This window comes from Marinobacter sp., from assembly GCF_034669625.1.
Lineage (GTDB): Bacteria > Pseudomonadota > Gammaproteobacteria > Pseudomonadales > Oleiphilaceae > Marinobacter.
In genome coordinates, this window is record NZ_JAXMOY010000001.1 from 147,688 (window position 1) to 167,211 (window position 19,524).

Consider the following 19,524-nt stretch of genomic DNA (forward strand, 5'->3'; position numbering starts at 1 on the left):
TGGTCTACATTTAGACCTTGGAGGGGGTTCTGTGGCTAAAGTCTTGTGCCCCAGCGGTTTCCCGGCATCTGAAGCTGCTCTGGCTCCTTCTGGTTGTACTTTTTTGTGCGATTGAAAGTCGGGTTTCAAGGGAGCGTATATGACCCTTTCAGACGCTTCGCTTGAAATATATTTCGTGGTCTATATAATTTGACCCTGAATTTTGACGCGAATTGACAATGTTATGACCTCAGAAGGATCGAATACCACCGCCATCACCCTGCGGAAACCTACCAAGGATGATGGCTTTAGACTCCACCAGTTGGTGGCGGAATGTCCTCCGCTGGATCCCAACTCGATTTACTGCAACCTCCTGCAGTGTAGCCACTTTGCCGAAACCGGCGTGGCCGCGGAGAAAGACGGCGATTTGGTCGGCTTTATATCCGGATACATCCCTCCCCAACAGCCCGAAACAGTATTTGTCTGGCAGGTGGCCGTGCACGAGAAAGGTCGTGGACAAGGTCTGGCCAAGCGGATGCTGAAAGAAATCGTGGGTCGTGACACTTGTAAGGGTGTTACCCATTTGGAAACCACGATTACGGAAGACAATGAGGCTTCTTGGGCACTGTTCCGCTCGTTCGCCCGTGATTTAGGTGCAGAGCTCACCTACCACGAGCACTTTGAGAAAGGCACCCATTTTGGTGGCAAGCACGATTCCGAGTTCTTGCTGCGCATCGGACCTTTTACAAAGCCTGTCTGAGAGCTCTGATTCACAGCTAGTGAATTCTGACCGCGATTTAAAACAGCCCGGGCCGCCCGAGGTGGGCCTGTTATGTGGCTGAAATAAACGCCCGGTAGGTTTGTTGCGACCGACACGTTTTACCAGCAAACCGCCGAGCACAACCTCGAACCTACTATGCTAAGAGGCAAGACAATGGAAATTTTTAAGTCTACAGAATCCGAAGTACGTGTTTATTCCCGCGCCTTTCCGGTGGTTTTTAACCGCGCCAAGAACGCGCATTTGTACACCGAAGATGGCAAGCAGTACCTGGATTTTCTGGCCGGTGCCGGTTCATTGAACTACGGCCATAACAACGACATTCTGAAGACAGCGTTGCTCGAGTACATCGAGGCAGACGGTGTGAGCCAGGGTCTGGATCTGTTCACGACTGCCAAGCAGGACTTCATGAAGTCCTACAAGAAGAACATCCTTCAGCCCCGTGGCTTGAACTACAAAATGCAGTTCACCGGCCCGACCGGTACCAACTGTGTCGAAGCCGCGATGAAACTGGCTCGTAAGGTGAAAGGTCGTACCAACATCATTTCCTTCACCAACGGTTTTCACGGTGTAACGACCGGAGCCGTGGCTGCAACCGGTAACAAACACCACCGTGGTGGTGTAGGCATGCCGCTGGGCAATGTCGACTTCATGTTCTATGACGGTTATCTGGGTGAAGATGTGGATTCCCTGGCGATCATGGACAAGGTGCTGTCAGACAGCTCTTCTGGTATTGAAACGCCCGCCGCAGTCATCGTGGAAGCGGTTCAGGGTGAAGGTGGTCTGAACGCGGCCCGAGCTGAATGGCTGAAAGGTTTGTCCGAGCTGTGCGAGAAGCATGACATCCTGCTGATTCTAGACGATATCCAGGCCGGTAATGGTCGTACGGGTGAGTTTTTCAGCTTCGAATTTGCGGGCATCAAGCCAGACATCGTAACGGTTTCGAAGTCCCTGAGTGGTTACGGCCTGCCGATGGCGCTGGTACTGTTCAAGCCAGAGCTGGATATCTGGGAGTCCGGTGAGCACAACGGTACCTTCCGCGGTAACAATATGGCCTTCGTCACCGCGCGTGCAGCCATTGATACCTACTGGAAAGACAATGCGTTTTCGGATTCCGTGAAGGCGAAGTCCAAGCTGTTGGGTGACGAGCTGCAGGCTATCTGCGACCGTTATCCGGGTGAGTTCAAGGTTAAAGGTCGTGGTTTGATGCGTGGTATCGAAGCAACGAATGCGGATGTCACCGCTCCGATCACCCAGCTTGCGTTCGAGAAAGGTCTGATCATCGAGACCAGTGGTCCGAACGATGAAGTGATCAAGTGCCTGATGCCATTGACCACCAGTGAAGACGATCTGCGTCGTGGTGCCCAACTGTTGGGCGAAAGTGTCGATGAAATCATGCAGAAAGGAATCAGCGAAGCGTCTTAAGGCGCCCGCACTCATTTAGTCCTATTCTGTAGATGACAGAGGCAAAACTATGACTACGGCACAGCACACCGTCGAGAAAATCGGCGGTACCTCAATGAGCAATTATGAGGCCGTACGCGACAATATTATCATTGGTAATCGCGATAAGGCGGACCTCTACCAGCGGATTTTCGTTGTTTCGGCCTATGGCGGTGTCACCAACGAATTGCTGGAGCACAAGAAAACTGGCGAACCAGGTGTTTACGCCTTGTTTGCCGATGCTGAGTCCGATTGGGCTTGGGGTGATGACCTCACCAACTTGATCAAACTGCTGACTGACATCAACGGTGACCTGTTTAACGATCCGATGCTGAAGCAGCAGGCTGACCAGTTCATCACCGACCGCATTGAAGGTGTTCGGGGCTGCCTGATTGACCTGCAGCGCCTATGTTCCTACGGCCAGTTCCAGCTGGAAGAGCATCTCCTGACGGTACGGGAGATGCTGGCGGGCATCGGCGAAGCCCACAGCGCGTTTAACACGGCACTGAAACTTCAGCAAGAAGGCATCAACGCCCGTTTTGTTGATCTGACCGGCTGGCGTGACAGTGAACTGCTGCCTCTTGACGAGAAGTTGCAACAGGCATTCGACAATGTCGATCTCAGCCGTGAGCTGCCCATCGTAACGGGCTACGCTCAGTGTAAAGAAGGTCTGATGCGCACCTTTGACCGAGGCTACAGCGAGATGACGTTCAGTCGCGTCGCCGTCATGACCAACGCCTGCGAAGCGATTATCCACAAAGAATATCACCTGAGTTCAGCCGATCCGAACATCGTGGGCGAAGAAAAGGTGGTTCCGCTCGGCCGAACCAATTACGACGTGGCAGACCAGCTGGCCAACCTCGGCATGGAAGCGATCCACCCACGTGCCGGTAAGGGCTTGCGCCAGAACGAGATTCCTCTGCGGGTGATGAATACTTTTGAGCCGGATCACACCGGTACCTTGATCACCGGCGACTACGTCAGTGAGAAGCCGCAAGTTGAGATCATTGCGGGTGCCAAGGGTGTGTTTGCGATCGAAGTATTCGATCAGGACATGCAGGGTGAACCGGGTTCCGACCGTGCATTGTTGGATATCCTGGCGCGCTACAAAGTGCGCTTTATCTCCAAAGATACCAACGCCAACACCATTACCCACTATGTGGATACAACGCTTAAGCATGTGAAGCGTGTGGTGAAAGCGATGGAAGAAGCCTTCCCGAATGCTGAGCTGAGCACTCGAAAGGTGGCGCTGGTGTCGGCCATTGGTAGTGACATGAAAGTGCCGGGTATTCTGGCCCGTTCCGTGAAATCGTTGGCGGACAAAGGCATCAGTGTACTGGCGATTCACCAGTGCATGCGCCAGGTGGACATTCAGTTCGTGATCGATGAAGACCACTATGACTCCGCTATCTCTGCGTTGCACGGTGCCCTTATCGAGCCTCACAACCACGAGTATGCGATTGTCGCGGCGTCTACGACGCCCTGAAAATTACCCGCAGGCGAACACGGTCGCTTCGTCTGCGGGTAATGGAGGTTGTCTTGCCTCCCGATCGGACGCCCCGGTCGGCCGTTTTATAGATGGCCGGGTGTGTTCGATCACCCCTTCCCGGATTTCCTTCTTTGGTTTGACCTCAGCAACCTAAAGCGACAGTTCCCGACATTCCTGATGCGCTTTGCAGCTCACCAAATGGTCGTTGACCATGCCGGTTGCCTGCATGAACGCGTAGACGATTGTGGGGCCAACAAAATTGAAACCGGCCTTCTTCAAGGCTTTCGACATGGCTTCGGCTTCGGGCGTGGTCACCGGGACGTCGTCAGTAGAGCGCCAATGGTTTTGTCTCGGACGATGTTCCACGAACTGCCATAGGAACTCTGAAAACCGCATGCCCTGCTCTTGCAGCGCCAGATAGGCCCGTGCGTTTCGAATAATCGACTGAACTTTCAGGCGGTTCCGGATAATACCGGGATCAGTCAGCAGCCGAGCCTGATCCTGCTCGGTGAAACGTGCAATTTGGTTCGGATCAAAGTTGGCGTAAGCGGCTCGGTAGGTATCGTGTTTGCGCAAAATGGTTAACCAGCTGAGCCCGGCTTGCTGCCCGTCCAGACACAGTTTCTCAAACAGCGCCTGATCATCATACTCGGGCCGACCCCAGACGGTATCGTGGTAGTGCACGTAGAGGGGGTCGGTGCCGCACCATGGGCACCGTTGTTGAGTCTCGCGCATAGTCGTTCCTGAGTCAGCGGGTCTGGCGTTTGGCACGAATCGTCCGGTGGTAGAGTGGGTCCAAATGGGTATCCAGAGGCTCTGCCGGCGCAAGGTTGTAATCCTCGGGTGGTGGCTCCAGCAGGGTAACGGCCGGACAGCTGGTTTCTCTATCGGGATCGTTACTTTGATACACCAGCGTGGCGAGAAACCCTTCGACGTAGCAGCAGTAGCTGCGCCACTGACAGTCGGGTTGATCACCATACAGCTCGAAGTCTTGCCGGACTTCCAGGGTCTGCAAATTGCCCGCGATGCCACGGCGGGTAGCCTTCAACCAGGCTTCTTTCAGGGTCCATACCTTGAGGAAGTTGTAGGGGTCGTTTGCCCTCAGCAACCATTCCTGCTCAACCGGCGAAAACCAGCGTTTGGCCACTCCCTGCCAATCGGGCTTACGCTGGCTGGGCTCGATATCAATGCCCAAGGGCGTCGGGCCAATAACAACGGCATTGAGCCCTCGACTGTGACTGAGTGACAGGTGCCAGCCCGGCGGAAACTGTGAGGCAACGGGCCGACCATCGACAGGCAGACACTGCTCTGCCGGTTTGCCACTGATGTTGCTCAAACCCTGCCGGATCAGCCAGCGGCTGGACAGGTATTCGCCACGCCGCGGGCCTTCAAGCTTTGCCAGCGTCTGGCGCTCAAAAGACGTCAGCCAGTCCGGTAAGGAGTCCGGTACCTGCTTGCTTTGGTGACACAGCCAGATGTGAGGGGTATCAGGGTTGCAGTCGTTCGATTGTCCAAGCATTCGCGTCTCTCACGTATTCAAAGCGGTCGTGAAGCCGGCTTGGTCGTCCTTGCCAGAATTCAATTCGCTCCGGCACCACTCGGTATCCACCCCAGAAATCAGGGAGAGGAATTTCGCCGGAGCTGAACTTGCGTTTCATTTCCGCAACTTTTTGCTCGAGTAAACCCCGCGATGTAATGGCTTTGCTTTGTTCGGAAACCCAGGCGCCAATCTGGCTGCCTCGAGGTCTGGAGGTAAAGTACCTCAGCGATTCCGATTTGCTGACTTTCTCGACGGTGCCTTGAATCCGGACCTGACGGTTCAGGCCGATCCACGGAAAGAGCAGCGCTGCGCGGGGATTTTCGTCGAGTTCGCGGGCTTTTCGGCTACCGTAGTTGGTGTAAAAAACGAAGCCGCGTTCGTCGAAGTACTTCAGCAATACCGTTCGAATATCGGGCATCTGGTCTGCGCCACTGGTGGCTAGGGACATGGCATTGGGTTCTAGAATGCCTGCCTTGCGACTGTCCTCGAACCAATCCTGGAATTGAATTACCGGGTCGTCATTCAAATGTTCCCGGTCCAGGCCCTCACTTTCAAAGTCCCGACGCATATCGCCGATATCCATACAGCTTTTCTCCGTTGGCGGTCACAGGAGTAGTAAGGTGTTGAGGATATAGGGTTCGCCTGCCTCTGTCAGGTCTGGCTGACAAAGGCAGGGTGTCAACGCTATGCTTGAGAGATCATCATTGCGTTTGAGCAGACTGAAGAAGGGAGTGTTTTGTGGGCCAATCAGCGCCAGGAAGTCATTGGGTAAGAAACCTGTTGATCGGGTTGTGTGCGTTGCTGGTGCTGTATGCGCTGGCAGGCTTCCTGTTACTGCCGTGGTGGCTTGAAAAACAGCTGCCGAACCAGTTGGAGCAAAGAATGGGGTGGCAGGCACAAGTTTCTGACATCCGCTTCAACCCATTTGTCTTCAGTCTGGAGGTTGATGCGTTTTCTGCTCAAGATTCAGAGGACAGCTCGGTTGCGGCGTTTGAGCGCTTGCGAGTGAACCTGGATGTCTTGCAGCTTGCCAGGGGGGTTGTCGGGTTCGATGAAATACAGCTGACTAAACCAGACGTGCGTTTAGATCTGCTGGATGATTACTCCGTTAACTTTGCCCGGGACTGGGCGCGAGCGAACCCGACGCCAGAAGATGAGCCCTCCGATTCGGAACAAGAAACCAGGGAGCCGCCAAAACTCTATTTCCGGCATTTGGCCATTGAGGATGGCCGGTTATTGTTCCGGGATTTCACTCAGGAGGAAACCGTCGAGTTGCAGGTTGAACCGCTTGATCTGGCGGTTGACGACCTCGCCACATGGTCGCGAGGTAAAGAGGATAGCCGCTATTCAATCATCGCCGCCATCGGTGAGCAGACCCTTGAATGGGAGGGCGAGCTGAGTCTCAACCCGTTGTACTCTGAGGGTCGGGTTCGATTTTCTGGGGTGAGTTATCAAACCCTGGCTAAGTACCTCAAACCGCGCCTGTCTTGGCAACTCCAGGATGGGCTGATCACGGTTGAATCCGATTATTGGCTTAGTAACGAGCGTGGTTTCCAGTTGGAAACGTCGAACGGCACTTTGCAGGTTAAGACGTTGGCTTTGGCTCTGGCAGAAGACAGCGAAGAGCCGGCGCTGAGCTTGGCAGAGCTGTCCGTCGATGGCATCGGATTCGATCTTACCCGGAACGAAGCTCAGGTGGGCATGGTCACGATCGATCAGCCCTTTGTGTCAGCAACTCGGGGCGCTGACGGCCGTATCGACTGGCAAGCTTCGTTGCCGACTGTCGACACAGAGCCAGAGGCCGAAGGGGGGCAGAGCGCGGGGCCGGCATTCCGCTGGGAAGTGCAAGGGGTAGCATTGAATCAGGGTCGTGTCCGCTGGCGTGATGAGGCCGCCGCCCAAACCGCTGAGCTGGAGTTGGTGGATTTGGTGGTCACCCTCGATGAATTGTCGCACCGTCTGGATGAACCGGTTTCTTACAACCTGTCGACCAAACTGGCCAGTGGTGGCCAGTTGATGGCTAGAGGGCAGCTAACGCCAGCCCCGTTTAATTTCGAAGCAGACTTGTCCGGGTCTGGCGTCGCACTGAAAGCGATGGAGCCTTATGTTCAGCTCGGAGCTAATTTGGCGGTGTTGGATGGCAAGTTAGGTTTCGATGGCAACCTGGATCTTGATGGCCAAGATACTCCAGTGACGGGTACGTTCAACGGCACGGCACAGATAACCGGTCTAGACCTGCGCCTTCCAAACCAACGCGGCCGGCTGTTGTCCTGGCAATTGCTTCGATTGGCCCCGGTGGAATACAACGTGAACCCTGCCCGTTTGGAGATTGGCACGGTGACGCTTGAACAGCCCGCCCTCAATTTGGTTCGGGTAGAAGGCGGTGCCCACAATGTTGAGAGCATTGTTAAAGTTGGCCCGGATTCGCTTGCGTCGGGCGATTCAGCCCAAGAAGACGCAGCTGCCGAAGAGGCTGACAAACCCGGATTTATTTTCCGGATCGGCGAGTTGCTCATTGACCAAGGCTCGGTCGGTTACACAGACCGGACCCTCAATCCTGCTTTCAGCACCACCTTTGAAGCTCTGTCAGGTTCTGTGAGCGGTATCAGTAACGTGCCGCCTCAGCAGGGGCTGGTGAATTTGAAAGGTGAATTAGCCGGTGGCGCCCCGGTGAAATTCGAGGGCACATTGGGCGCGTTGGGCACGGATGAAACCAGCGATCTGAAGCTCACGATGCAGGGTTTGTCGCTACCGGTACTTTCGCCCTACCTGGGTCGCTATTTGGGCTACGCCGTAGATGCCGGAAAATTGGATCTTGAGCTGGATTATGAAATTACGGGCTCGAACTTGAAGGCCTCGAACCGACTGGTTTTGGATCAGATGCGGCTGGGCCAGTCAGTAGCCAGTGAAGAGGCGGTGAAGGCGCCGGTGAAGCTGGGCCTGGCTCTGCTGACAGACCGGCAAGGCATCATTGAAGTTGATTTGCCCGTTGACGGGGATATCGCGGACCCGGAATTTCAGATCGGTCAGGTGGTGATGCGCACCTTTGTAAACCTTCTGGTCAAAGCTGCGGCGTCCCCATTCAGTATGTTGGGTTCTTTGGCTGATTTTGCCGGCTTAAGCGGTGAAGAGCTGGGCCGGGTCAGTTTTGTGCCCGGTAAAATCGCCTTGGCGGACGGCGAGGCGGAAAAGATCGCGGCTCTGGCCAAAGCGCTGAACGACCGGCCCGATTTGTTGTTGAGTATTCGTGGCGCCGCGGCGCCCAAAGCGGATGGCCTGGCGTTACTGAATGAGCGTATGAAGGCAAACGGTGAAGCGGTCACGGAGGAAGCCTGGGCGAAAGTGCAGCAGAAATACCTGTCGGGTGAACGCCAACTGCGACCGGAGGCGTTGGGTCAACTGGCCACCAAACGCGGGCAAGCCATCCATCGGCTATTGCAGGATACCCACGGTGTGCCCGGAGATCAGCTTTTCACATTAGAGACCCAGCAACAGTCTGAGTTGGACGAGCAAGGTAACGTGATCGTGCCTTTTACACTGGATGTTCGCTGACCGTGAATCGAACAGGAAGCCTGGAATGAGTCTGAGAAAAACGCCTGTTAGCCATTTTTTTGCGTATGTGTCCCGGCTGCGTTGGATCAAACGCTGGGGCCTGATGCGCAATGCCATCGAAGAAAACGTGGCTACTCACTCGTGGGAAGTAGCCACCATTGCCCATGCGTTGGCACTGATCCGGAACAATCAATTTGACGGGCAGGTAAACGCCGACCGCATTGCGACAGCTGCGCTCTACCACGATGCGACCGAAGTGATTACCGGCGACATGCCGACCCCGGTGAAGTATCACTCGAAAGTGATGCGGGAAGTGTTCGGCGACATCGAACACAAAGCCGAAGCCGAGCTGTTGGCGTTGTTGCCAGATGAATTGCAGGATGCTTTTGCGCCCTACCTGCGGGAATCGCAGTGGACCGAGGAAGAACAAGAGCTGATCAAGTCAGCGGACCGGTTGTCTGCGCTGTTGAAATGTCGGGCCGAAATCCAGACCGGTAACAAAGAATTCGAGCCGGCAGCGGAGCAGATTCTCCGCCGCCTGCAAGAAGATGCCTCGCCGGAAGTGATGTACTTCCTTGAAGTCTTCGCGCCCAGTTACGAGCGCCCGCTTGACCACTTGCTGGGGTAACGGGCGCTATGGCGATCTCAGTTGGTGCCGGCTGAGGCGACCATGCCGCTGCGCAAGCCTTCACGAACAACATCTTCGGGGCTGCCAGCCAGCTCCCGGAACATGCCCATAGAGCCGAGCAGTGCGGAAGATTCATAGGGCACGAACACGCGCTCGCCTTCCTGGGCCATGGTCGGCAGGGCTTTGATGTAGCTCTGGCCTAGCAGGTAGCCCACAACCGTGCGTTTGTTATCTTCGTTCTCGCCGATGGCATTCAGTACCAGACGGATGGATTCCTGCTCACCCTGAGCGCGCAGAATGGCGGATTCCTTATCGCCCTGAGCGTTCAGAATGGCGGACTCCCGCTGGCCCTGTGCCATGGCAATGGCTGCGGCTTTTTCACCTTCGGCCTCAGTGACCGTGGCCCGACGCTTTCGTTCGGCGGCCATCTGCAGGCGCATTGCCTCTTCTACTTCTTCCGGCATGCTGATGTCCTGCACTTCGACCCGGGTCAGTTTCACGCCCCATTTTGACGCCGCTTCTTCCATTTCTGCCTGAATGGCGCTGTTCACTTCGCTGCGGGATTCAAACAACTTATCCAGCTCCATTTTACCGACCACGGAACGCAGAGTGGTTTTCGCCAGAACTTCCACGGCTTGGCTCATGTTGGCGACTTCGTAAACGGCACGGCGGGGGTCGATGATCTGGTAATACAGGGCACCGTTAATTTTCACCGTCACGTTGTCGGTGGTGACGACGGGCTGGCCGGGGAAATCCATGACGGTTTCGCGGCGATCGATACGGACCTCATCGCTGGTTACCGGGTGATATTCCTCACCCATGCGCATGTAACGAATCATACTGATCGGGCGGGGTTTTTCGATGAAGGGAATGATGATGTTGATCCCGCTCTCGAGTACACGGTTAAACGAACCTAGGCGCTCGATCACCATAACTTCAGACTGGCGAATAATGACCAGGCCTTTGGCAATAATAAAGATGCCAACAGCGACAATAATTAAGCTGATAACCAGCCCTGGAGTGATAAATGCTTCCATGATTAACCTTCCTGTTTGGGTTGCGCGAGGTGCACGATGGCGGTGGTGCCATCAAATTTTTCAAAAATCACTGTCGTGCCTTCCGGTAATTCGGGGCTGCTGCCATCGGCGAGTTTCAGGCGATAGAAGTCGCCGTTAACCTTGATGCCGGTGGCGCCATCGAAGTCACGCAACAGCGTTCGATACGTTTTACCGTGTTCGACACCGGTTCCAGTGGTGCCATAGGCCACGCCTTTGGGTGAGAAACGAGGGCGTATCCAGCGGATGGCAACAGGCACCAGAATGCCGGACAGGACGCCCATGGTGACCAGCTGCCATTCAAACGGGGCGCCCAGAAAAGACACCAGTGCCGTCAGCGCTGCCGCAAAGCCGAGCGCCAGCAGCAAAAGCACGCCAGAGGTGAGCTCAGCAAGACTGAGGACTAAGGCCAGAATCAGCCATAAGTGGGTAAGACTCCATTCCATATTTAGTTCCAAGCGATGGGCATGAATTCAGAAGAACCTTGATTGTAACCAAAGGATTAGCTGACGTCTCTGACTGCCGGCACGTATGGCATGCAAGTCGTGTGGCAGGAGTGACCGTGTTGAGAGAGGTATAGTGCCATAGTAAGGCTCGAGCTAAGCATTACAGTGTGGAAGTACTAAAGTATCTTGATAAACCAACAACAAGACGAAAGGTTGTCCGCATGAAAGATCTCAAAAATAAAGTCGCGGTGGTGACAGGCGCCGGTTCCGGAATTGGCCGAGGGCTCGCCAAAGCATTGGCGTCTAAGGGTTGTCGTTTGGCGCTGTCTGACGTCAACGAAGTCGGTTTGGCAGAAACTGTGGCTGCTTGTGATGGAGCAGAGGTGAAATCCTACCGCCTGGATGTTTCTGATCGTGACGCGATATACGCTCATGCTGAACAGGTGCGGGAGGATTTCGGAGCGGTCAATCTTGTCATCAATAACGCAGGCGTTGCGTTATCAGCATCTGTTAGCGAGATGACGGATGAAGATTTCAAGTGGATCATGGATATCGATTTCTGGGGTGTCACCCATGGTACCCGCGCTTTTCTGCCGCACCTGATCGCCTCCGGTGATGGTCACGTGGTGAATGTTTCCAGTGTGTTTGGCTTTATCGGTGTGCCTAAACAGAGCGCCTACAATGCCGCCAAATTTGCGGTGCGTGGATTTACGGAGTCACTGCGACAAGAAATGAAACTGGAAGGTCAGCCTGTTCAGGTTAGCTGTGTGCATCCCGGTGGTATTCGCACCAATATCGCCAATTCAGCCCGTATGGGAAAAACTGAAAATGCGGAAGCGCAGCGCAAGGGCTTTGATAAATTGGCCATGACGACACCGGATAAGGCCGCTGAGATTATCGTAAAAGGAATTTTGAAAAATGAATCGAGGATTCTGGTTGGGCCTGATGCCTGGGGCATTGACGTCATAAACCGGTTGTTGGGCGCTGCTTACCAACCCTTGGTTGAACGCTTCTCTCGTAAGAATCTTTATACCTGAGCGCTTCCGAAAAAGTTAGGGGAAAATTGCTTGAGTGTTTTATAGTCAGTCTTCCCCGATACTATTTAGGACAGGAGCCTGTTCCAGGGAAGTGACAACATGGATATGTCAAACCGCCCAGACTTGGGCAAAACACTGAAACAGAGCCGTTCGGGTCTCCGGGATAATGACCGACGATCACTTGCTCGGGTTATGTTTTGGGTGACAGGGTTGGCGTTCATGGTGTTTGCCGGGCTCCAGTTATTCAGCGGTTACCCATGGGTAACCGTCGCCGAAGTGATCATCGGCAGCTTGTCATTTCTTGGCGCGGTCAAAATAAATCACACTCCATATCTCGAACGGTGGGTATACGGCTACCTGCTCACCCTGTTCTCAATTTTTATTGGCATCATGTTGTTGCCCAATGTCTCGATGGCGGCGTTCGTTTGGGTCTTGATGATGCCCGCACTCGCTTATCTGTTACTGGGCCGGCGCGAAGGCATGATGTTGAGCGTGCCATTTATGCTGTTGGGCTGCGCCGTCTACTATTTCTACCTTGGCACACTCGGCACGGCCGACGCTATGATAGACCTACTGAACATGGTGCTATGCGGCGGTTTGATGCAAGTGTTCATGCACATGTACGAAGCCCGGCGCGAGGAAGCTGAGCAGCGCTTGATCGAGGTCGCCCAGACCGATGCGTTGACTGGACTGGCTAATCGCGGGAACTTTCAGTCAACGCTGACCCGAACCATCGCCGAAAGTGAACGCAGTAATACGGCATTTGTTTTGGTGATGATGGATCTTGACCACTTCAAAGTCGTCAACGACACGCTTGGACATGATGCGGGAGACTTTGTGTTGCAGGAAATCGGCAAATGCCTGCGAGAACGATTACGAACCACAGACTTCGTTGGTCGTTTGGGGGGTGAAGAGTTCGGCCTGATTTTGAGAGATGTGCAACCGACGGCAGCTTATGAGTTGATTGAAGAACTACGTCAGCGTATCGCGGGTCGGAAGTTGAGTTACGGTGACTCTGATATAAACGTCACGGCTTCGTTTGGCATGGCGCAATGGCCAGAAAATGGTCGGCAGGCGGATATTCTGTTTTCTGTGGCCGATCAGCACCTATACCGAGGCAAGCGGGCTGGCCGCAATCAGGTTGTCTCGTCGTTTGCTGAGTTATCCAACTCGTCTGCAGGCTCCTTGGCTGGAGGTATGGGCTGAGTACGGTATGCTTATGCCGATCGTTTATTCAGCCTGAGGATTTATCGAACCATGTGTGAACTGCTGGCCATGAGTGCCAATACCCCCACGGACCTGTGTTTCAGTTTTACCGGTCTGACTCGCCGGGGTGGCGCAACCGGACCTCATAAAGATGGTTGGGGCGTGGCTTTCTACGAAGGCAAAGGCATTCGGTGCTTCCACGACTCTGACGCCAGCGCCAGTTCACGCCTTGCCGAAGTGGTGCAAACTCACCCCATCAAGAGTGAAGTGGCCCTCTGCCATATTCGGCAGGCGAACGTGGGCGAGATTTGCCTTGCCAATACCCACCCTTTCATTCGTGAACTCTGGGGTCGTTACTGGGTGTTTGCGCACAATGGACAGTTAACCGGCTTCCGGGCGTCGGAGGGCTTTTACGAACCGGTCGGCAGTACCGACAGCGAAGCCTTGTTTTGCGACATACTCAACCATTTGCGGGCACACTGCCAGCGCGACGACAGCCTGGAGCAGGTCGTCGCGCGACTGGTTAAGCTTTCTGCACAATACGCCAGCCAGGGCGTCTTCAACCTGTTGCTCAGCAACGGCGACTGGCTGTTTACCTACTGCACCACTAAAATGGCCAGCATCACTCGGCGGGCTCCTTTTGGCCCCGCACGCCTGAAAGACACCGACGTCACCATCGACTTTGAGGCGGAGACGACGCCCAACGATGTGGTCAGTGTGATCGTTACCGAACCTCTAACCACCGATGAAACCTGGGACATCTATCAACCCGGCGAATGGCGTCTGTGGCGTGAGGGTGAAGTGGTGATGAGGGGGAGTACGAAAAGCTAGGGTTTCGTTGGCGCCGTGACCTTGAGGTCGCGGCCGCTTATACACCAGATATTCGAGCCGTTATCGGCCTTCGCGAGGACTTGAACAGACATGTCAGAAACAACCAACACCCACAGCAAAATTATCGGATACTTACTCTGGATCTTCGGGTTTCTGGGGTCACACCGGTTTTATTACGGTAAACCGATCACCGGCACCATCTGGTTCTTCACACTTGGTTTGTTCTTTATCGGTTGGATCATCGACTTGTTCCTGATCCCGGCAATGGACCGCGAGGCCGATAGCCGGTTCCAGGAAGGCGAAACCGACTACAACATCGGCTGGGTACTGCTGACGTTCCTGGGGGTCTTTGGCGTGCACCGCATGTACATGGGCAAGTGGATCACCGGCATTATTTACCTGTTTACCGGTGGTCTGTTCTTCATCGGGGTGTTGTACGACTTCTGGACCCTCAATAGCCAGATTTCGGAGCGGAACAGCGAAGTCCGCTTCCGATGATGCCAGGCAGGAGGGCCGTGCTCACGGGTGCGGTCCTCTCAGGGTCTTCACCGTATTCTCCAGTACTTCGGCACTGGCAGCATCCGGACTCATCGGCTGTTCGGCCAGCAGGTGAATGCGTGACCAGAAGCGTTTCGGCAAGTGCGTGAGTGCTGGCCCGCCGCAATGACTGAAAAAGCTTCCCCACAGGCCCCGAAGGGCCAGTGGCACCACCGGCACTGGCCGACGCTGTAAAATTAGCTCCACCCCGGCCCTGAACGCCGCGACTTCGCCATCCGAAGTCAGTCGACCTTCCGGAAAAATGCACACCAGGTTGCCGGCTGCCAGTTCCTCGTCGATTTTATCAAACGCCGCTTCGTAGATTTCCGGTACCTTCGCTTTCGAGCCGATCGGGATGGTTTTGGCCATCCGGAAGAAGGTGCCCATCACCGGCGTGGCAAAAATGTGGTGGTCCATCACAAAGCGAACCGGACGGCGCACCGCGCCGGCGATCACCGGTGCGTCCATATAGGACACGTGATTGCACACCAGCAGCGCCGCCCCCTCTTCCGGAATCCGGTCCAGATTGTGGTGTTTAACCCGGTAGATCGTGTGCGACATCATCCAGATCACAAAACGCAACGCGAACTCCGGTACCTGCTGGTACACGAAGGCCGCGACCATCAGATTCATGATCGACAACACCAGGAAAAACTCTGGAATGCTGAGCCCGATCACGCCGAGAACCAACATGCCCAACAGCGCACTGGCCACCATAAACAGGGCATTGAACACATTTAGCGCCGCAATCACGCGGGCCCGGGTTTCTGGCGGGGTTTCCTGCTGAACGAAGGCGTACAGCGGCACGATAAACAGGCCACCGGAGACACCAATGCCCAACAGATCCAGTGCGACCCGGCGGTAATTGCCATCGGTGAAGATCATCCACCAGTCGGAGGGTACCGGCTGTGCTGGCATGTTCAGGTAGAGATCAATACCGAACAGACTCAGCCCCAATGAACCAATGGGGACAATGCCCAACTCCACCTTGTGGCCGGACATTCGCTCACAAATCATGGAACCCACCGCGATACCGACCGTAAAAATGGCCAACAGAACCGTGACCACGGTTTCATCACCGAGCAGTTCATCCTTGGCGAAGCCGGGGAACTGGGTCAGGTAGGCGGCACCCAAAAACCAGAACCAGGAAATGGCCACAACGCTCAACAGCACGTTGTGGTTTTCTTTGGCAATGGCCATCAGCTTCCAGGTTTCTTTCAACGGGCTGAAGTTGATCTTCAGATCCGGCGCCGCAGCCTCGGCCTTGGGAATTTTCAACGCAGAAAACAGGCCTGCCCCGGCAACCACCAACACCGCGATGGCGATCATCGGCCCCGGCAAAGGCGCTTTCATCATCACCCCGGCTACCAGCGTTCCGAGCAAAATAGCGACGAAGGTGCCCATCTCCACCAGAGCGTTGCCGCCCACCAACTCGGAGTTATCCAGAGCTTGGGGAAGAATCGCGTACTTCACTGGACCAAAAAAGGCGGACTGAACCCCCATCAAAAACAGCAGCAGTAACAACATCTCATGCCAGCCGAACCACAGCCCGACCGCCGCCACCGCCATGATCGCGACCTCCGCGAACTTGACCCAGCGAATGATTCCGGATTTCTCATAACGGTCTGCAATCTGGCCCGCGACGGCAGAAAACAAGAAGAAAGGCAGGATGAAGAGCATGGCGGCCAGATTGACCACCACGCTGGAAGACAGCCCAAACAGCCCGCCGGCGTTATAGGTCACCAGCAACAAAAGAGCGTTTTTGAACAGATTGTCGTTAAACGCACCCGCAAACTGGGTGACAAAAAACGGTGCAAACCGCCGTTCCGACAACAAACGAAACTGGCTGTGATCTTCCATAACCTGGGGCACTCCGAATCCGCGGGGGTTTGCCGCAGACTATACGCGGCACCACACCTGGTCAAGCGCCTTGGAACGCCTGTGTCAGGCCGCCTGAGAGGCTGAAACCGGAAGCTCCAGCAGAATCCGGTTGCCATCCAGCAGCACGGGATAGGTTTGAACCTGAATACTGTCGTCCTCGAGACAAACTCCGGAGCGCAAACTGAAATGCTGTTTATATAACGGCGACGCCACCACCGGCTCACCCTCAACATCGCCCGTTATGCCCCGGGCCAGCACGTTCGAGCCACTGAACGGATCGGTATGACTGATCGCAAACAACGCCGGCAAGCGATGCGGCAGATAGAACACCGCGACCGGCCCGTCTTTGGTCCAGACCGCAATGCCTGAATCGGGTACCAGGTCTTCAACGGTACAAATCACATCCCAATGAGTACGAGCTTTCATAACGTTCTCCAACTGTCTGTCATGCCCCGTCGGGCCATCAAATAAGTTCCTGAGTGAGGTGGTGTGGGGCTGCTTTCTGCAGGGAAAAAGATGTCTGAGCAAAGCGAGTTATTTTTTCCGGAAGAAAGCAGCCCCATGCCGCCTTGCTTCTGCACCAACCCAAAGCTCTAGGCAGATTCCAAAACAGGCCGACGTTGCCCACGCTCTGAAGTCCACTGCTGCACCGGGTCCTTCTGCTCCGGCGCATTCACAAACTCCCGGAAGCGCTTACGCTTTTCCGGATCCTCAACCGCCGTCTTCCACTCGCACTGATAGGTGTCGACAATCTCCTCCATGTGCTGCTCCAGCTCTGCACCAATACCCAGACTGTCCTCCAGCACCACCTGCTTCAGATACTCCAAACCGCCTTCAAGGTTCTCCAGCCAGACACTGGTCCGCTGCAACCGATCCGCCGTCCGGACATAGAACATTACAACCCGGTCAATCGCCTGAATCAGCTCTTCATCGGACAAATCCGTCGCGAACAGGTCCGCGTGCCGGGGCCGCATGCCGCCATTGCCGCACACATACAAGTTCCAGCCCTTCTCCGTGGCAATCACCCCAAAATCCTTGCTTTGCGCCTCGGCACACTCCCGAGTGCAGCCCGATACCCCCATCTTCACCTTGTGAGGTGCTCTCAGGCCCTTGTAGCGGCTCTCTAGCAGGATTGCCATGCCGACACTGTCCTGCACGCCATAGCGGCACCAGGTACTGCCAACACAGGACTTCACCGTACGCAGCGACTTGCCATAGGCATGGCCGGTCTCGAAACCCGCAGCGATCAGCTTTTCCCAGATTTCCGGCAACTCGCTCAGGGTGGCCCCGAACAGATCAACCCGTTGACCGCCAGTGATTTTGGTATACAAGTCGTATTCCTTGGCCACCTCACCCAGCACAATCAGCTTGTCCGGTGTGATCTCACCACCAGGAATGCGCGGCACGATGGAATAGGTGCCGTTTTTCTGCATGTTGGCCATGAACGTGTCATTGGTGTCCTGCAAAGGCACATGATCGGTGGCCAGAATGTGATCGTTCCAGCAACTGGCGAGAATGGAGCCCACCGTGGGTTTGCAGATATCGCAGCCCTGACCCTGACCGTATTGATTGAGCAACCCGTGGAAGGAGCGAATGCCGTTTACTTTCACCAGATGGAAAAGTTCCTGACGGGTGTAGGCGAAGTGCTCGCAGAGATCGGTGCAGACTTCCACGCCCCGCTTCTCCAGTTCGCTGTCGACCACCTTTTTCAGGAGCGCCGTACAGCCGCCGCAGCCGGTGCTGGCTTTGGTCTCGGCCTTTACTCCTCCGAGGTCTGTGCAACCGGCATCAAGGGCACTACAGATATCGCCTTTGGTGACGTTGTGGCACGAGCAGATGGACGCTGTATCTGGCAGTGCATCGGCACCGAGGGTGGGCGCTCCGCCCTCACTTTCGGGCAAAATCAGCACTTCCGGGTTGCTGGGTAAGTCCAGACCGTTGAGCGCGTATTGCAGCAGGGTATCGTAGTGGCTGTTGTCGCCTACCAGAATGGCGCCCAAGAGCTTTTGGCCGTCCTGACTGACGACCATGCGCCGGTAATGGCCGGTCTGCTCATCGTGGAAGCGGATATTACGCGCACCGGCTGTTTGGCCGTGAGCATCGCCAATAGAGCCGACATCCACGCCCAGGAGTTTCAGCTTGGTGCTCATGTCGGCACCGGTGAAGGCGGCATTGCTGTCGTTATTGAGGGCCGCCGCGAGCGTCCGGGCCATGGTGTAGCCCGGTGCTACCAGCCCAAAGATACGGTTGTTCCACAGCGCGCACTCGCCGATTGCATGAATGTGGGGGTCGGAGGTGGTGCATTGATTGTTAATGACAATGCCACCTCGCTCACCAATCTCGAGACCGCAATCCCGGGCAAGCGTGTCCTGAGGCCGGATGCCGGCGGAGAACACAATCAGGTCGGTTTCGAGGTGGCTGTCATCCGAGAAATTCATGCGCAAGCGGGCCTCACTGCCCGGCACGATGGCGTTGGTTGCCTTCTCGGTATGCACTTGAACGCCTAACTCTTCGATCTTGTGCCGCAGCAAGGCGCCGCCTTGATCATCCAGTTGAACGGGCATCAGACGAGGGGCGAATTCCACGACACTGGCTTGCAAACCAAGGCTTTTTAGGGCGTTGGCGGCTTCCAGTCCCAGCAAGCCCCCGCCCACTACGACACCGGTTTTGGCTTCGTTGGCACTGGCACGAATGGCGTCCAGATCATCCAGCGTGCGGTACACAAAGCAGCCGTCGTGCTCATTGCCGGCAATCGGCGGTACGAATGGATAGGACCCGGTCGCGAGTACCAACTGGTCATACTGATAGATGCCTTTCGGCGTGCTGACCACCCGATTGCAGCGGTCGATGGTGGTGACCTGCTCATTCAAGCGGAGGTCGATGCCGTTATCGTCGTACCAATCGGCTGTGCCCATAGCCAGGTCTGCGTGGCTGGAGCCTGTGAAGTATTCGGACAGGTGAACCCGGTCATAGGCCAGTTGTTTCTCTTCGCCAAAAACGAGAATCTGGAACGACTCCGCCGCAGGGGTCTGGACGAATTGCTCGAGAAAATGATGGCCGACCATGCCGTTGCCAATCACGATCAAGGTTTGTTTACTCATGGTATGTTCCTCTCCCAAGGC

17 protein-coding genes are annotated in these 19,524 nt (G+C 55.4%); 9 read left to right on the plus strand and 8 right to left on the minus strand.

Annotated elements, in window-relative coordinates:
- The first annotated feature begins 223 nt into the window (after window positions 1–223).
- From ectA to VOI14_RS00655, 3 genes are all read left to right on the plus strand, one after another.
- The gene (ectA, locus tag VOI14_RS00645) at window positions 224–739 is read left to right on the plus strand and encodes a diaminobutyrate acetyltransferase (RefSeq protein ID WP_323750085.1); all 516 of its coding nucleotides are present in this window, start codon (window positions 224–226) and stop codon (window positions 737–739) included.
- A 174-nt stretch (window positions 740–913) separates the two neighbouring features.
- Entirely contained in the window at window positions 914–2,182 is a 1,269-nt protein-coding gene (gene ectB, locus VOI14_RS00650) for a diaminobutyrate--2-oxoglutarate transaminase (RefSeq protein WP_323750086.1), read from the plus strand.
- Window positions 2,183–2,231: 49 nt separating this feature from the next.
- Complete coding sequence (locus VOI14_RS00655) at window positions 2,232–3,686, plus strand: aspartate kinase (protein WP_323750087.1); 1,455 nt, start codon at window positions 2,232–2,234, stop codon at window positions 3,684–3,686.
- Window positions 3,687–3,839: 153 nt separating this feature from the next.
- On the opposite strand, the gene VOI14_RS00660 is transcribed toward VOI14_RS00655, so the two are convergent.
- The 3 genes from VOI14_RS00660 to pdxH are packed head-to-tail and all read right to left on the minus strand — an operon-like array spanning window position 3,840 to window position 5,812.
- Window positions 3,840–4,424, minus strand: coding sequence for a DNA-3-methyladenine glycosylase I (locus tag VOI14_RS00660; protein WP_323750088.1), 585 nt, complete (start codon window positions 4,422–4,424; stop codon window positions 3,840–3,842).
- A 13-nt stretch (window positions 4,425–4,437) separates the two neighbouring features.
- The gene (locus VOI14_RS00665; RefSeq protein WP_323750089.1) at window positions 4,438–5,208 is read right to left on the minus strand and encodes a 4'-phosphopantetheinyl transferase family protein; all 771 of its coding nucleotides are present in this window, start codon (window positions 5,206–5,208) and stop codon (window positions 4,438–4,440) included.
- Window positions 5,177–5,812 carry a pyridoxamine 5'-phosphate oxidase gene (pdxH, locus tag VOI14_RS00670; RefSeq protein ID WP_323750090.1) on the minus strand — a complete coding sequence of 212 codons (636 nt, stop codon included), beginning with the start codon at window positions 5,810–5,812 and terminating at the stop codon, window positions 5,177–5,179. The genes VOI14_RS00665 and pdxH overlap by 32 nt, the downstream gene beginning before the upstream one ends.
- Window positions 5,813–5,967: 155 nt before the next feature.
- On the opposite strand from pdxH, the gene VOI14_RS00675 reads away from it, so the two are divergent.
- Together VOI14_RS00675 and yfbR are read left to right on the plus strand one after the other, a co-directional pair.
- Window positions 5,968–8,781, plus strand: coding sequence for a DUF748 domain-containing protein (locus VOI14_RS00675; RefSeq protein ID WP_323750091.1), 2,814 nt, complete (start codon window positions 5,968–5,970; stop codon window positions 8,779–8,781).
- Between the two features lie 25 nt (window positions 8,782–8,806).
- Entirely contained in the window at window positions 8,807–9,409 is a 603-nt protein-coding gene (gene yfbR / locus VOI14_RS00680) for a 5'-deoxynucleotidase (RefSeq protein ID WP_323750092.1), read from the plus strand.
- Between the two features lie 17 nt (window positions 9,410–9,426).
- On the opposite strand, the gene VOI14_RS00685 is transcribed toward yfbR, so the two are convergent.
- Entirely contained in the window at window positions 9,427–10,446 is a 1,020-nt protein-coding gene (locus VOI14_RS00685; RefSeq protein ID WP_323750093.1) for an SPFH domain-containing protein, read from the minus strand.
- Window positions 10,447–10,448: 2 nt separating this feature from the next.
- Window positions 10,449–10,910, minus strand: a complete 462-nt coding sequence (locus tag VOI14_RS00690) for a nodulation efficiency, NfeD-like protein (protein ID WP_323750094.1) — start codon at window positions 10,908–10,910, stop codon at window positions 10,449–10,451.
- A 221-nt stretch (window positions 10,911–11,131) separates the two neighbouring features.
- Here VOI14_RS00690 and VOI14_RS00695 point away from each other — a divergent pair, with 221 nt between their 5' ends.
- From VOI14_RS00695 to VOI14_RS00710, 4 genes are all read left to right on the plus strand, one after another.
- Window positions 11,132–11,947 (plus strand): SDR family oxidoreductase, encoded by an 816-nt coding sequence (locus tag VOI14_RS00695; protein ID WP_323750095.1) that lies wholly within the window; start codon window positions 11,132–11,134, stop codon window positions 11,945–11,947.
- A gap of 99 nt (window positions 11,948–12,046) precedes the next feature.
- Entirely contained in the window at window positions 12,047–13,153 is a 1,107-nt protein-coding gene (locus VOI14_RS00700; protein ID WP_323750096.1) for a GGDEF domain-containing protein, read from the plus strand.
- A gap of 51 nt (window positions 13,154–13,204) precedes the next feature.
- Window positions 13,205–13,984 carry a class II glutamine amidotransferase gene (locus VOI14_RS00705; RefSeq protein ID WP_323750097.1) on the plus strand — a complete coding sequence of 260 codons (780 nt, stop codon included), beginning with the start codon at window positions 13,205–13,207 and terminating at the stop codon, window positions 13,982–13,984.
- Between the two features lie 90 nt (window positions 13,985–14,074).
- Window positions 14,075–14,482: a TM2 domain-containing protein gene (locus tag VOI14_RS00710; protein WP_323750098.1), complete on the plus strand. Its 408-nt coding sequence runs from the start codon at window positions 14,075–14,077 to the stop codon at window positions 14,480–14,482.
- Window positions 14,483–14,503: 21 nt separating this feature from the next.
- On the opposite strand, the gene VOI14_RS00715 is transcribed toward VOI14_RS00710, so the two are convergent.
- The 3 genes from VOI14_RS00715 to nirB form a co-directional block, all read right to left on the minus strand.
- Window positions 14,504–16,381: an MFS transporter gene (locus VOI14_RS00715; protein ID WP_323750099.1), complete on the minus strand. Its 1,878-nt coding sequence runs from the start codon at window positions 16,379–16,381 to the stop codon at window positions 14,504–14,506.
- Between the two features lie 84 nt (window positions 16,382–16,465).
- Window positions 16,466–16,828, minus strand: coding sequence for a nitrite reductase small subunit NirD (gene nirD, locus VOI14_RS00720; RefSeq protein WP_323750100.1), 363 nt, complete (start codon window positions 16,826–16,828; stop codon window positions 16,466–16,468).
- Window positions 16,829–16,995: 167 nt separating this feature from the next.
- The gene (gene nirB / locus VOI14_RS00725; RefSeq protein ID WP_323750101.1) at window positions 16,996–19,503 is read right to left on the minus strand and encodes a nitrite reductase large subunit NirB; all 2,508 of its coding nucleotides are present in this window, start codon (window positions 19,501–19,503) and stop codon (window positions 16,996–16,998) included.
- Window positions 19,504–19,524: the final 21 nt, after the last annotated feature.